Origin of the sequence: Ruminococcus champanellensis 18P13 = JCM 17042 (genome assembly GCF_000210095.1) — a bacterium.
Classification (GTDB): Bacteria; Bacillota; Clostridia; order Oscillospirales; family Ruminococcaceae; genus Ruminococcus_F; species Ruminococcus_F champanellensis.
The window spans coordinates 995,019-1,007,625 of record NC_021039.1 but is presented as its reverse complement, the minus strand read 5'-3'; the positions used below and the strand labels follow the sequence as shown (position 1 = coordinate 1,007,625).

The window sequence follows — 12,607 nt, the reverse complement described above, 5'->3', positions numbered from 1 at the left end:
CTTGGAGGTGCTGCCTTTTTATATGACGGAACAGGAGGACAGTATGCCTTGGATCACATGTAAGGATCTGCAAAAGGAGTATCGCAGCGGTACGCAGAGTCAGATGGCACTGAATCATGTAGATTTTAGCCTGGAGCAGGGAGAGTACGTTGCCATTGTAGGAAAATCCGGCAGCGGCAAGTCCACCCTGATGAATATGCTGGGGCTGATCGATACCCCCACCGGCGGCAGCATGATCTGGAACGGGGAACAGGTGCTTCGTTATCCGGAGCGCAAAAAGACGCAGCTGCGGAACCAGATGATCGGCTATGTATTCCAGGCGTTTTATCTGGAGCCCAGCTATACGGTGTACCAGAATATCGAGATTCCCCTGCTGATTGCCGGATATGGAACGGCGGAACGGCGCAGTCGGATCCTGTCTGCGCTGGAGGAAGTGGGATTATCCGGAAAGGTGCGGCAGCGGGCGGATTCTCTGTCCGGCGGCGAAAAGCAGCGGGTCAGCATTGCAAGAGCGCTGGTGAATCAGCCCAAGCTGCTCCTTGCAGATGAACCCTGCGGAAATCTGGATTCCGAGAATACTGCCATTATCATGGAGCTGTTTGACCGGCTGCATGGGACGGGGAAAACCATTGTTCTGATTACTCACAGCGAAGAGGACGCCAACCGGGCAGAACGGAAACTTACAATGAAGGATGGTCGTGTGCTGCATGAAACGCTGTTGTAAGGTTGGCATCCTCGCCTGGTATGAATTACGCACCCAGTGGAAGGGATTTGTTTTCTTCGGGGTGATCTCCGCCATTTTATTGTCCGCTGTGATCTCCATCTTTACATTGGCAAGGCGTGTGCCCGGGGAGATCACAGAGTATATGCAAGCCACCGGGGAGGGCAACATCGTGATTCAGCGACTGCCCCTGGATCAGCTTTCCGTTGTGGATGCGATGCCGGTGAAGGTGATGGACTATCATATTTCCTTTCTGGAGGCAACGGCCATCGGATTACCCTCCAACTGGAGCCCCCAGAAGGTACTGGAGAATGGCGACGCATGCAGCCTCCCCTTTCAAGGAGGCGTGATCCGCTGGCTGCCGGAGGAGCACTCGTTCCACGCCGTACAGATGGAGCAGCAGTTGATTGCCGGCAGAGCACCGGCACGGCAGGACGATGCAGATGCTGCCATTTGGCTGTCAGAGGATGCAGCGGCACAGCTGGGTGCAGTATGCGGAGATACCGTGTCCTTTTGTGCAGACAGTACGGCGGCGCAGAGCATTTCCTGTCAGATTGCAGGGATCTATCAACAGAACATCTATTTGTATACCTATTATGTCAGCCTGCCCTTGTACCTGCAATCCCTGGATACAGTGGAGAGCATGCAGGTGATCCTTACACCGCTGAATCTGAAGGATTATCAGAATGTTCTGGCGGAACTCCGGGCAAACCGGATCTTTCCGGATGAAGCCCAGGAATTTATGGACAGTGTGATGCTTCTGGTCTACGCTTTATATGTAGTTTGTGTATTTTTGTGCATTTTGGAAGTCGGCATGGTGTTCACCATTTCACGAAGCTATTTTCACAGACGAACTGCTTTTTTCGCCGTGTGCAAAGCACTGGGCATGCAAAACCGGAGCATGCTTCTGACGGTGTGCATGCTCATGCAGGCGCTGCTGAGTGTGGCTTTTCTTGCAGCCATGCTGCTTGCACCCTATCTGAACCGATATGTAGGCAATCTGCTGAATGAACTGTTTACGGATGTGAAAATCTCTGAACGTGTGTGGAATCCCTTTTCCCTGCTGATCCTTCTGATCACCTCCGGATTGCTGTGGCTGACCTGTATTTTCTCTCAAAAGACATACGCTGCGCCGGAGTTGGTGGAATTGATCCGGCAGGAAGACCAATAGGGGGGGGACTGTATGCGTATAACACATTGCGCCAGAATTGCGGCGTATACGATGCTGGGAAAAAAGCGGCATACTCTGCGGGTCTTTATCAATATGCTGCTGATCTCCTGTGCGCTGGTGGTGTGGCTGGTACTGACCACCGCATTGCGCAGTGCACACGATGCATATATTTACGGCACACTTTCCTCCAATTATGAAACGGTAATGTTGAGCCTGGATGCATCCGGTCAGCCAATAGAAAGCCGGGCGTTGCAGCAAGCCGTCCAGTGGGATGAGATCGCCCAGCCGGTGGTTGCTGCCCAGCCGGATCTGGTACAGGTGCTGGGGCGGCAGGAGGAGTGGATCTTTGTAAACAATCGGCTCGTGACCCTGATGCTGGACGGGACAGCCCATCCGGGCATCAATGATTATTCCTACGATTTCTTCGAGGCGGGACGGGAGGCTGAACCGACTACGGTGCCCTTTCGTATATGGGCGGTCTATTCGGAGCAGATTGTTTCTCAAAATGATCTGACAGAGTTCGCATACCGGTATCCGGATGCCCAGTGGCTTTTGTGCGGTACGGCGCAGCTCGGGCAAGGAGATCTCCTCATCAGCGATTATATGTTGGAGAAGTTCGGCCTTACGGGGGATCCGGCACAGTATCTGGGAGCGAAACTCTCCATACTTGTAGATGGAGAGCCCCTGTTGGAATCCTACCGGCTGACAGGAGTCATCAACCGGGATCTGTTCCGGTGTACAGGACTTGCGGAGATGCCCCAGATTTTCGTACAGGGCAACGAGCACACAACCAGGCTGTTTCAGCTGGATTCTGCCGTAGTAAAGCTGCCCATCAAAAGCTACGATCACATTACGGATGTGCTGTCCCGGCTGGAGGATCAGGGCATTTTCATCAACCATTTCTCCTGGCTCCGTGCCAAGTACTATTATAATATCAATGCGATCCATCTGATCATAGAGCGGCTGCTGTCTGTGTTTGGCTGCTTGGTGCTGCTGGCAATTTTGCTGAATCTGTACCGGATTCTTGCGGAGGAGGCGAATCACAAGTGCCGTCAATACGGTATGCTCCGGGCAGTTGGCATGCCCATTCCCGGTCTGCTGCTGGTTTCCTATCTGGAACTGCTGTTTGGCTTGCTGATATCCACCGTTCTATCCTTGTTTGTGTCCTTTGGGGCGCTCGCAGTGATTGACCGCATTACATATGCTTTGATCCATATGCATCTTGCCCTGCCGCTGCGGGGATATCTGCAAATCGGCGGATGGACGCTGGGAGCATTGCTTCTGGTGTTTCTGGCAATGGATACGGTAATCCTGTGGCACTATGTGCGATGCAGACCGATTGCGCTGCTGCGTGGAAGAACAAATGATGCCATGCGTGGAGGATTGCTATAAACAGGATGGCAATACAGGTTACTTAAAATCTAAAAGCATTACAGCTGGTAAAAAAGAAACAACGACCATACAAGAGTAGCAATGCTCCTGTATGGTCGTTTTCTTCTGCTCAAATGCCGAAGCTGCTCCAGCATACAAAGCTCCATGTCCGTCAGATTGATCATTTTAAAATCCTCCTATTAATTATATTTTGATAAAAACTCATCGACAGAATAGTCCCTGGTTATATCAAACTCATGTGCTAGATACCATTCTGCATTCAGATCGTATTTAACATAACCTGTATGATATACCGTGGGTCCCCACTTATAACCATTAGAGCTCAAAAGATAAAATCCTGTGCTCCACCTGTCCGGACTTCCATATATCCCCCTCCTTTCCTTGCCCATATGGCTTCATCTTCGGGAAACTCCCTGAGGACTTCTATCCTATGTCTTCCCAATAGCTCGTGGTCATACAAGAACTGTGCATATTCGACCGCAAATTCCTCCAGATTGTCAACACTACACAATTCCTCCAGCAGAAAAATACGATTGCTTGCGCCGTACTTCCACTGAAACTTGCCGTCTTCCATTTCTGACATCTTGACATCGCAAGCCAACGGGGACACAAAATACTTGTATGAATCGCCGAAGTGCTCTGTCAGGAATTCGTTCGTCAGATCCTCCGCCAGATCCTCCACACTGAAATCGAAAGAGAAAAGAGCAATGACAACAGCCTCGACCTGCAAGTGCGGATTGCCGAAATTGACGCAGAGTTCAGAAAAATGCTTGATCGAGTATCCACAGAAACAGTGGAAGCCTTTGACGAGGAAACTGCAACTCGGCTCATGAACGAAAAAAGCCGTCTGCAACAGCAGCTCGACAACATAGCCGACGCTGAGCAACGGCGTGAAAACACAAAATCCCGACTCGATGATATCTATACTATACTGGACGGCATAAAAAACCATCCGATGGAATACGATGACCAAATCGTCCGCCAACTGCTCGAATGCATAGTGGTCGACTCAAAAGAACAGGTCACCGTAATATTCAAAGGCGGTCTCAAATCGGTGCAGCCGCTGACCGAATGACAGCGACTCACCTCCGCCCTTAACCTTGAAAGTTCAAGATTTTTTGTAAGGGTACAAATACCAACCTAAAAAGGCTAAAAAATCTTTTTTATAGTCCTCTCACATGATACAAAAGCCCCGATCAAATCGGGGCTTTTTATTTTGCCTTAACCAATCTTGATGAGTCCGTTCCGCTCCAGATTATGCAGGAACAAGAACCGTGCCTCATCCCGGCACTCCGGCTTCATGAGATAGTACATATAATTCTCCAGCAAAAACAGCTTGCTGGCGGTACGCCCTTCGATCTTGAACTGATGATACCCCATAGGCAGGTACTTCTCCCGGATGGCATCCGGGCTGATGTGATGGGAGCACTTCATACTGTCAAAAATGTTATTGCCCCTGGAGGGACATTTGATATTCTTCTTCACCGTATCCACTGAATAATCAGACATATTAAAGGGCTTATCCGGATGCTTCTTCATATGCTCGTTGTAGGCGATCTGCTGCAAGCCCACCAGCCGATATTCCTCGCTCCGGAAAGGGCACTTGGGCGCACAGCAGGAATTAATTAACAGCTCGCACTTTTCCTTGTGGGGCAGCTGCTCCAGAATATCAAAGTGATTGTTCAGATCATAATCCAGCACCACCACATGGTAGTCCTTCTCCAACTCCTGGCGCACCAGCTCCGGATCCGTCAGTCGCTTACAGGTGGAACTGGTGATCTTATATTTCGGATACTTTTCCCGAATGTAAGCCTCCAGCAAGGGGGACGCCACAATTACCTCGTTGAGTCCATTATTGGCAAGGCGCATGATCATATTGCAGTATTCGTCCTTCAGATGTTCCTCCTTCAGCACAGGGTTCGTGAAGGTGAACCGCAGTGGCATGCCCAGGTCGTTGAATGCCGCCAGAATATTGCGAATGGTAGCCTCGTCACAGCTGTACCCACCGATGGTTCGGCCGCCGTTCCACACTGCTGGAGAGAATGCATCGTAAAAAGAGGCAATCTCCGCTTCTTCCCGGAAAAACTGCGGCATATTCCGATACATATTGAGGAACACCAGATTGAACTGTGCATTGATCGTGAACCCAGGCATATGGAATCTTGCTCTTTTCTGCTCCATAATGAACGTCCCTTCCTGTGTAAAAATGATAATCATCTTGTTTTTATTTTAGCACAGGCCAATTGAAAAGTCAACCGGATGCATCTGTGGAACGAATATTACTTCCTGCTCCGTTTCAGCAGAAATGCAGAATTTGTGATGACCAGCACAGACCCGGCATTATGCACCAGCGCCCCCACCACCGGATTCAGCGTACCAATCACAGCAAGAGTAATGGCAAGGAAGTTCAGCGTCATGGAAAAGGTCATATTCAGCTTGATGGTTTGCATCATCCGCTTGGACAGAGCGATCAAATGCGGAAGCTCCCGGATCTCATCGTCAACCAGTACGATATCCGCTGCATCCACAGCAATATCGCTGCCCACGCCTCCCATGGCAATGCCTACATCTGCCGCCTTCAGAGCCGGGGCATCGTTGATCCCGTCCCCGATCATGCAGACCTGCCGGTGCTCCTGCTGGTATGCCTTGATATAGTTCAGTTTGTCCTCCGGCAGACAATTGGCATGCACCTCCTGTATATGCAGCTGCTGTGCAATGGCAGCGGCGGCTGTTTCACGGTCTCCGGTCAGAAGAACCGGCTCTGCCCCCAGATCATGCAGGCATCGGATCATCGGAGCGCTCTCCTGCCGCAAAGTATCCGACAAAGCCAGAAAGCCGGCAGGCACCCCGTCCACTGCCACATAAATCACCGTACAGCCCCGGGACAAAAAATACTCCGTCTCCTGAATGATTTCAGCATCCGGCATTGCTCCCTGCTCCCGCAGCAGCTCCAGATTTCCTGCGAGGATGTGCTTTTCATCCACAACGGCACTCACGCCACGCCCGGGAATCATCTGAAATGCCTCAGCATTCGGCAAGTCACCATGCTTCTCCCGGAAGCAAGCAACCACAGCTTTACCCAGCGGATGCTCTGAAAATTGCTCCGCTGCACCGCAAAGGCGGTACAGGTCTGTGTCCGACAGCTGGGGCAGCATGCTTTGTACCCGGACGACTCTGGGTTTTCCGCAGGTGAGAGTTCCGGTTTTGTCAAAGGTGATCCGGGATACGCCGGCAAGTCGCTCCAGGGCATCCCCCTGCCGCACAAGGAATCCGTGCTTGGTGGCATTACCGATGGCAGCCATAATGGCAGTGGGCGTAGCCAGTACCAGGGCGCAAGGGCAAAATACCACCAGGATCGTCACAGCCCGGATGATCTGACCAGTCACCAGCCAGGTCAGGGCTGCCGCAGTCAACGCAATGACCACAATCCATGTTGCCCACCGATCTGCAAGCCCCACAATTTTGGCTTTGCCGGCATCTGCGGACTGCACCAGCCGAATCATTCGCTGAATGGAGCTGTCCTCCCCCACTCTTGCCGTCCGCATCTCAAATCCGCCAAATTGGTTAACCGTACCGGAGGAGACTGCATCTCCCGGTTCCTTATCCACAGGAAGGGATTCTCCCGTCATGACCGCCTGGTTGACGGAGGTCTGCCCGGAAAGGATCACCCCATCCACCGGGATCACCTCGCCGGGCAGTACCCGCAGCAGATCCCCCACCTGCACCTGTTCTGCCGGCACAATGACCTCCGTGCCGTTTTTCAGTATCCTGGCTGTCCGGGGTGTCAAATGCACCAATTTTTCAATGCCGTCTCTGGCACGTGCCACAGTCAGCTCCTCCAGCAAAGCCCCCAGCTGCATGATCACTGCCACCTCTCCGGCGGCAAAGTCCTCTCCGATGCACACCGAAGCGATCAGCGCCAGGGAAACCAGCACATCTGCTTTGATGTCAAAACGGGTCACCAGTCCGATCAGCGCCTCCAGAATGATGGGCACACCGCATAGCACAATGGCGATCCATGCCATATCAAAGGGCAGAGGCTGCACCTTGAGCAGACTGCAAATGACGGCTGCGCCGGAAATCACAAGCAGAATGATATCCTTTTTGATTCCGCCTTTCTCCAGCAGTCCCTCCAGTTTTTCCAATGCATGCTTCATACACAATGCTCCTTTCTATACCTGTAGGGGTATATGTATATTATACATATGGGGGTATAGGTTGTCAAAAGGACAATAAAAAATCAGCCCCACTGGACTGATTTTTTTCGGCAGCACCTACTGCATATTCGCAAAGCGCTCCACCGCTTTGGTAAAGCTTTCAATGGTCTTTTCCGCATCGCCATGCTCGATCCCGTCCCGGACGCAATGCTTGATATGCCCTTCCAGAACCACCTTTCCACAGCCGTTCAGCGCCGACTTTGCAGCATTCAGCTGTGACAGGATCTCCTCACAAGGCACATCCTCATCGATCATACGATCGATCGCCTGCACCTGTCCGATGATTTTTTTCAGTCTTCTGTGCAGGTTATCCCCATCCATACACTGTCTCATGCACACGCCTCCTTACCATTGGGGGTATATGTATTATATCCCATCCGCAGTATTCTGTCAAGACGACCCGGATGGATCTTATCCTTTTCTCCAACCTTTCCACTGATGCAGCGTGTAAGAAAATGAAAAGAAAAGGTCAGGAGAAGTTTTCATGAACAATTCGACAAAAACGATCCCACAGATTCTGCGGGACAATATCTGCACGGTATTCAATCTGCTGAATCTGCTGATTGCAGTTTCCCTGGCTGCGGTCGGTGCGTGGAAAAACATTCTCTTTATTGCGATCATTCTCATCAACACCGTTGTGGGCATCATACAGGAGATCAAAGCCAAGCGGCAGATCGAACGGCTGACCCTGCTGGCACAACCCACTGTCACCATTCTGCAGGAGGGCACGGAACGGAACATCCGGTCGGAGGAGATCCGCAAGGGAGATCTGCTGGTACTGACTGCCGGCAGTGCCATCTGCACCGACTGCATCCTGCAAGAAGGGCAGCTGGAGGTCAACGAGTCCATTCTCACCGGGGAATCAGAGGCGGTGATCAAGCAGACTGGTGACAAGCTGCTTTCCGGCAGCAGCGTCATCGCCGGAAAGTGCCTTGCAGAAGCAATCTGCGGAACAGAGGCATGCTTTACTGCAAAAATGGTGGATCAGGTCAGAAAAACCAAAAGCGGCAGCTCCGAGCTGCTGGCATCCATGAAAAAGGTCACCCGGTTCACAAGTTTTCTCATCGTACCCCTGGGAGTGCTGCTGTTCGTACAGGCATTTTTCTTCCGGGGCGCCGCTGTGGACGCTGCGGTGGTCGCCACATCTGCCGGGCTGTTGGGCATGCTGCCGAAGGGTCTGGTTCTGCTGATCAGCATCGGGCTGGCAGTGGGCGTCATCCGGCTTTCCAAGAAGAATGTTCTGGTGCGGGAGCTGCATTCTTTGGAAAATCTCGCCCACTGTGATGTGGTTTGCCTGGATAAGACCGGCACCCTCACAGAGGGCAGCCTGATGGTGGAAAGCATCCATCCGCAAACGGACAAGGGGAGTTCAAAAAGCTGATTGCCTCCTATCTGGCTGGCACGGATGACAACAATTCCACCTTCCAGGCGCTGAAAAACTACTTTCCCGCCGGGGATGCATATAATGTCAGAAGCACTGTCCCCTTCTCCTCCGAACGCAAATGGTCCTCCGTCACCCTGGAGGACGGACGCACCCAGGTGCTGGGCGCTCCGGAAAAGCTGTGTCCGCAGATTCCCCGGGACATGGAGGAGCAAATGGCGCAGGGCAAGCGGATCCTGTTTGTAGGTCTGTGCAGCGGAACCGTCACCCCCGACCAGATCCAGCCCATGGGCACCATTGTCATTGCGGACAAACTGCGAAAGAATGCTGTCCCCACCATCCGGTATTTCTACAGGCAGGGCGTGGATGTCAAGGTGATTTCCGGCGACAATCCCCTGGCAGTCTCTGCGGTTGCAAAGCGTTCCGGCATCCGGGGCGCAGAACGCTTTGTGGACGCAAGCCGGCTGACGGATGCAGAACTGGAGCATGCCGCAGAACGTTACACCGTCTTCGGCAGAGTCACGCCGGAACAAAAACGTGCCCTGATCGCCGCCCTGCAAAGGCAGGGACATAAGGTAGCCATGACTGGTGATGGAGTCAACGATCTGCTCGCCATGGGGAACGGCAGCGATGCCGCCAAGCAGACGGCACAGCTTGTGTTGCTGGATTCGGACTTTGCCGTGCTGCGGGATGTGATCTCCGAAGGGCGCCGGGTCATCAACAATCTGACGAAATCCGCAGGAGTGTTCTTCATCAAAACCATTTACTCTGTCCTGCTGTGCGTTCTGTGCCTGCTGCTGAATACGGATTTCCCCTTTATCCCCATTCAGATTACCCTCATCGACGCAGTAATCGAAGCCTTTCCGGCATTCTTCATGTCCTTTGAGCGGAATGACCGGAAGGTGGAGGGAACCTTCCTGGGCAGTGCGATCCGTTCCGCCCTGCCAAACAGCATTGCCATTTTCCTCTGCTGCACTGTCATTTTCCTCATTGCTCCCGGCATAGGCATGGATCGGGCACAGGCAAGCCTGCTGATGTATCTGACTGTCGGTTGCATCAGCCTGGCAGGGGTGGTCAAGGCAAGTCTGCCGTTCAACCTGCTGCACGGCATTCTGAGCACTGCGTTCGTACTTGGATTCTTCTGCGCAGTGTTCCTGTTTGCGCCGCTGCTCCAGCTGCCCCATCTGGCAACGGGAGGCGCTATGCTTCTGCCCTTTGTTGCCATTCCCGGCATTCTGATCGCTGTGTTGCTGAAGATCCCTCGCCAGCAAAGGAAAGCTGCACTTTAAAGGAGGCATCACCATGGAAGCCATCAAGATTATTAACTATGTAATTATGGTACTGTTTTTCGCCTGCTACGCCTATCAGTTTCTCTACATACCCATTGCGCTTCTGAAAAAGAAAAAGCCCCTGCCGAAGGGGAAACGGCACCGCTTTGGGGTTCTGATCGCTGCAAGAAATGAGGAATCCGTCCTCGGGGATCTCCTGGACAGCCTGAACACACAGACTTATCCTGCGGAACTGATCGATATTTATGTGGTCGCCGACAACTGCACGGATCGCACCGCCGCAGTGGCAAACGCCCACGGAGCCGCCGTTTTTGAGCGGTTCGACCAGACGCACACAGGCAAGGGCTATGCTCTGGATTTTCTGCTGCGAAAGATACGCAAAAAATATGATGCCTACCTGGTGTTCGATGCGGACAACCTGGTAGCTCCTGATTACATCCAGGAAATCAACAAGACTTTTTCCACCGGGTATGATATTGTGACCAGTTACCGAAACACTAAAAATTACGGAGACAACTGGATCAGTGCCGGGTATGGGCTGTGGTTTCTGCGGGAAGCCCAGTATCTGAACCGTCCCCGTGCTTCCATCGGCGCAAGCTGCGGTGTATCCGGAACCGGATTTCTCTTTTCTGCCCGGATTCTTCAGAAATGCGGCGGCTGGCACTTTTTCTCCCTGACTGAGGACATTGAATTTACCGCCCACAACATCGTAAACGGCGAAAAAATCGGCTATTGCCCCAGTGCCGTCTTTTATGATGAGCAGCCCACCGGCTTCCGGCAGTCCATCCGGTAGAGAACCCGGTGGGTACAGGGATATTTACAGGTGCTGCACCGGTACGGCGGCAAGGTGATCAAGGGCAGTTTCCAGGGGAACTTCTCCTGTTTTGATATGCTGATGAACATTGCGCCGGCGGCGATTCTCGCCTGGGTCAGCATTCTGATTAATCTGACCTTCGCTGTGCTGTGCATGGTCAACGGAATGGACGTTATGACCGTTTTGCTCTCCATCACCCAGAGTCTTGTCAATCTGTGCTGCACCATGTTTGCGCTGGGACTCCTCACCACCATCACGGAATGGAAGCAGATCAATTGCAGCCCCCACAGAAAGCTCCTGTTCACCCTTACCTTCCCGGTATTTATGCTGACCTATCTGCCGGTCACTGTGGCTGCGCTGACATGCAAACCGGACTGGAAACCCATCGCCCACAGCAGACATATATCCATGGGAGAGCTGGCAGACAGCCGGACAGAAAGGAGCGCTTGAATGCAAACGAAAGATCATAGACTGCTGGGCAGCTTTCTGCTCCGACAGCAGGACATTTTCCTGGATCCCATGCGCAAAAGCCTGTTTCTGCTGGGCTGTGTGGAGCCGGATCTGAATCCAGTCACCTATACAAGAGGTTCCCTGCACCATCGGTTTCTGCATGGACACAACGCGGAAAACGCCGGCAAGCACCTTGCCCGGCTGACGCAAAAGCTGCATAAAAGCGATGTGCAGTCGCCGCTGCAATGGTTCCGGTTCGGTGCCGCCCTCCATTATCTGGCGGACAGTTTTACCTTTGTTCACAACAGAATCTTTTCCGGCAATCTGAAGCAGCACCGCAGCTATGAGCATCGGCTCCACCGGGTATTTACCCGATATCTGCAAGCGTGCACACCGAACCGTACAGACGCCATATTCCCGGCAGGAACCCGGGAGCTATCCCGATTCCACCGGCGGTATCTGTCCGAAGTCCCTTCCTGTCAAACGGACTGCCGCTATATCACAGAAGCATGCTTCAGCCTGTGCAGAAGTCTCCGCATACAGGTTGTTTCGTCTGCCCCATCATGCCAAAGCGCACACAGAGCGCATGGGGATAAACCCAGAAAGGAACCATTATGCTGCAACTGATTCAAGAACTGGACTGGACGATCCTCCACGGGATCCGGGATACCCTGCAATGCGACCCGCTGGACGTGCTGATGCCAAAGATCACAATGCTTGGAGATGGCGGAGCTGTCTGGCTTGCCGCATCCTTCGGACTGATGCTCTCAAAGAAATACCGGAAGTACGGATGCATGATGCTGGGAGCACTGGCAGCCGGTGTCCTGGTAGGCAATGTGTGCCTGAAGCTTCTGGTGGCAAGACCCCGCCCCTGCTGGCAGGAGGAGGTCAGCCTGCTGATCCGGAATCCAGCGGATTACTCCTTCCCTTCCGGGCATACCCTTTGCTCCGTGATCGGTGCGTATATGCTGACCGCAGCAAACCGAAAATTCGGTCTGGCAGCCATCCCCCTGGCGGCACTCATCGCCTTTTCACGGCTGTATCTGTATGTGCATTTCCCGTCGGATGTACTGGCTTCCCTGAGCATCGGCATGCTGATCGGCAAGCTGACCACCACTGCTGCCGACTCCATGTCACGGCGTACCCGGCAGGCATAAAACGCAGCCCCTCAC

General features: G+C 52.9%; 14 protein-coding genes. 10 read left to right on the top strand and 4 right to left on the bottom strand.

Translation table 11 applies throughout. The annotated features are described in order from the left end of the window. Positions 1 to 43: 43 nt before the first annotated feature. From RUM_RS04445 to RUM_RS04435, 3 genes are read left to right on the top strand one after another with little or no spacing between them, the layout of a single operon-like run. Positions 44 to 724, top strand: coding sequence for an ABC transporter ATP-binding protein (locus RUM_RS04445; protein ID WP_041326591.1), 681 nt, complete (start codon positions 44 to 46; stop codon positions 722 to 724). Continuing rightward, a complete protein-coding gene (locus RUM_RS04440; protein WP_015558002.1) occupies positions 708 to 1,892 on the top strand; it encodes an ABC transporter permease family protein in 1,185 nt (394 codons plus the stop codon). The genes RUM_RS04445 and RUM_RS04440 overlap by 17 nt, the downstream gene beginning before the upstream one ends. 12 nt (positions 1,893 to 1,904) lie before the next feature. Then, the gene (locus RUM_RS04435; protein ID WP_015558001.1) at positions 1,905 to 3,284 is read left to right on the top strand and encodes an FtsX-like permease family protein; all 1,380 of its coding nucleotides are present in this window, start codon (positions 1,905 to 1,907) and stop codon (positions 3,282 to 3,284) included. Positions 3,285 to 3,606: 322 nt separating this feature from the next. On the opposite strand, the gene RUM_RS12580 is transcribed toward RUM_RS04435, so the two are convergent. Beyond that, positions 3,607 to 3,858 (bottom strand): hypothetical protein, encoded by a 252-nt coding sequence (locus RUM_RS12580; protein WP_015557999.1) that lies wholly within the window; start codon positions 3,856 to 3,858, stop codon positions 3,607 to 3,609. A 60-nt stretch (positions 3,859 to 3,918) separates the two neighbouring features. Here RUM_RS12580 and RUM_RS04425 point away from each other — a divergent pair, with 60 nt between their 5' ends. Then, complete coding sequence (locus RUM_RS04425) at positions 3,919 to 4,359, top strand: hypothetical protein (protein ID WP_147645563.1); 441 nt, start codon at positions 3,919 to 3,921, stop codon at positions 4,357 to 4,359. Between the two features lie 146 nt (positions 4,360 to 4,505). On the opposite strand, the gene RUM_RS04420 is transcribed toward RUM_RS04425, so the two are convergent. The 3 genes from RUM_RS04420 to RUM_RS04410 form a co-directional block, all read right to left on the bottom strand. Then, positions 4,506 to 5,465 carry a hypothetical protein gene (locus RUM_RS04420; protein ID WP_015557998.1) on the bottom strand — a complete coding sequence of 320 codons (960 nt, stop codon included), beginning with the start codon at positions 5,463 to 5,465 and terminating at the stop codon, positions 4,506 to 4,508. A gap of 98 nt (positions 5,466 to 5,563) precedes the next feature. After that, complete coding sequence (locus RUM_RS04415; RefSeq protein WP_015557997.1) at positions 5,564 to 7,441, bottom strand: heavy metal translocating P-type ATPase; 1,878 nt, start codon at positions 7,439 to 7,441, stop codon at positions 5,564 to 5,566. A gap of 117 nt (positions 7,442 to 7,558) precedes the next feature. Next, positions 7,559 to 7,834, bottom strand: coding sequence for a metal-sensing transcriptional repressor (locus tag RUM_RS04410; protein ID WP_015557996.1), 276 nt, complete (start codon positions 7,832 to 7,834; stop codon positions 7,559 to 7,561). A 151-nt stretch (positions 7,835 to 7,985) separates the two neighbouring features. On the opposite strand from RUM_RS04410, the gene RUM_RS12575 reads away from it, so the two are divergent. From RUM_RS12575 to RUM_RS04390, 6 genes are all read left to right on the top strand, one after another. Beyond that, positions 7,986 to 8,882 (top strand): HAD-IC family P-type ATPase, encoded by an 897-nt coding sequence (locus RUM_RS12575; protein WP_015557995.1) that lies wholly within the window; start codon positions 7,986 to 7,988, stop codon positions 8,880 to 8,882. Between the two features lie 158 nt (positions 8,883 to 9,040). Further along, positions 9,041 to 10,171: an HAD-IC family P-type ATPase gene (locus RUM_RS12570; protein WP_147645562.1), complete on the top strand. Its 1,131-nt coding sequence runs from the start codon at positions 9,041 to 9,043 to the stop codon at positions 10,169 to 10,171. A gap of 13 nt (positions 10,172 to 10,184) precedes the next feature. Beyond that, on the top strand, positions 10,185 to 10,964 hold the full coding sequence (locus RUM_RS13065) for a glycosyltransferase family 2 protein (protein ID WP_015557994.1): 780 nt from the start codon (positions 10,185 to 10,187) through the stop codon (positions 10,962 to 10,964). Between the two features lie 30 nt (positions 10,965 to 10,994). Continuing rightward, positions 10,995 to 11,435, top strand: a complete 441-nt coding sequence (locus tag RUM_RS13060; protein ID WP_207642214.1) for a hypothetical protein — start codon at positions 10,995 to 10,997, stop codon at positions 11,433 to 11,435. Next, the gene (locus tag RUM_RS12000) at positions 11,436 to 12,062 is read left to right on the top strand and encodes a zinc dependent phospholipase C family protein (protein WP_015557993.1); all 627 of its coding nucleotides are present in this window, start codon (positions 11,436 to 11,438) and stop codon (positions 12,060 to 12,062) included. Next, entirely contained in the window at positions 12,050 to 12,592 is a 543-nt protein-coding gene (locus RUM_RS04390; RefSeq protein WP_015557992.1) for a phosphatase PAP2 family protein, read from the top strand. Before RUM_RS12000 ends, RUM_RS04390 begins: the two co-directional genes overlap by 13 nt. Positions 12,593 to 12,607 lie beyond the last annotated feature (15 nt).

What these genes read in the sequence shown, in the direction of transcription:
- RUM_RS04445 (WP_041326591.1), top strand. Translation starts at nt 44, where the DNA reads ATGCCTTGGATCACATGTAAGGATCTGCAAAAGGAGTATCGCAGCGGT.
- RUM_RS04440 (WP_015558002.1), top strand. Translation starts at nt 708, where the DNA reads ATGAAACGCTGTTGTAAGGTTGGCATCCTCGCCTGGTATGAATTACGC.
- RUM_RS04435 (WP_015558001.1), top strand. Translation starts at nt 1,905, where the DNA reads ATGCGTATAACACATTGCGCCAGAATTGCGGCGTATACGATGCTGGGA.
- RUM_RS12580 (WP_015557999.1), bottom strand. Translation starts at nt 3,858, where the DNA reads ATGGAAGACGGCAAGTTTCAGTGGAAGTACGGCGCAAGCAATCGTATT.
- RUM_RS04420 (WP_015557998.1), bottom strand. Translation starts at nt 5,465, where the DNA reads ATGGAGCAGAAAAGAGCAAGATTCCATATGCCTGGGTTCACGATCAAT.
- RUM_RS04415 (WP_015557997.1), bottom strand. Translation starts at nt 7,441, where the DNA reads ATGAAGCATGCATTGGAAAAACTGGAGGGACTGCTGGAGAAAGGCGGA.
- RUM_RS04410 (WP_015557996.1), bottom strand. Translation starts at nt 7,834, where the DNA reads ATGAGACAGTGTATGGATGGGGATAACCTGCACAGAAGACTGAAAAAA.
- RUM_RS12575 (WP_015557995.1), top strand. Translation starts at nt 7,986, where the DNA reads ATGAACAATTCGACAAAAACGATCCCACAGATTCTGCGGGACAATATC.
- RUM_RS13065 (WP_015557994.1), top strand. Translation starts at nt 10,185, where the DNA reads ATGGAAGCCATCAAGATTATTAACTATGTAATTATGGTACTGTTTTTC.
- RUM_RS12000 (WP_015557993.1), top strand. Translation starts at nt 11,436, where the DNA reads ATGCAAACGAAAGATCATAGACTGCTGGGCAGCTTTCTGCTCCGACAG.
- RUM_RS04390 (WP_015557992.1), top strand. Translation starts at nt 12,050, where the DNA reads ATGCTGCAACTGATTCAAGAACTGGACTGGACGATCCTCCACGGGATC.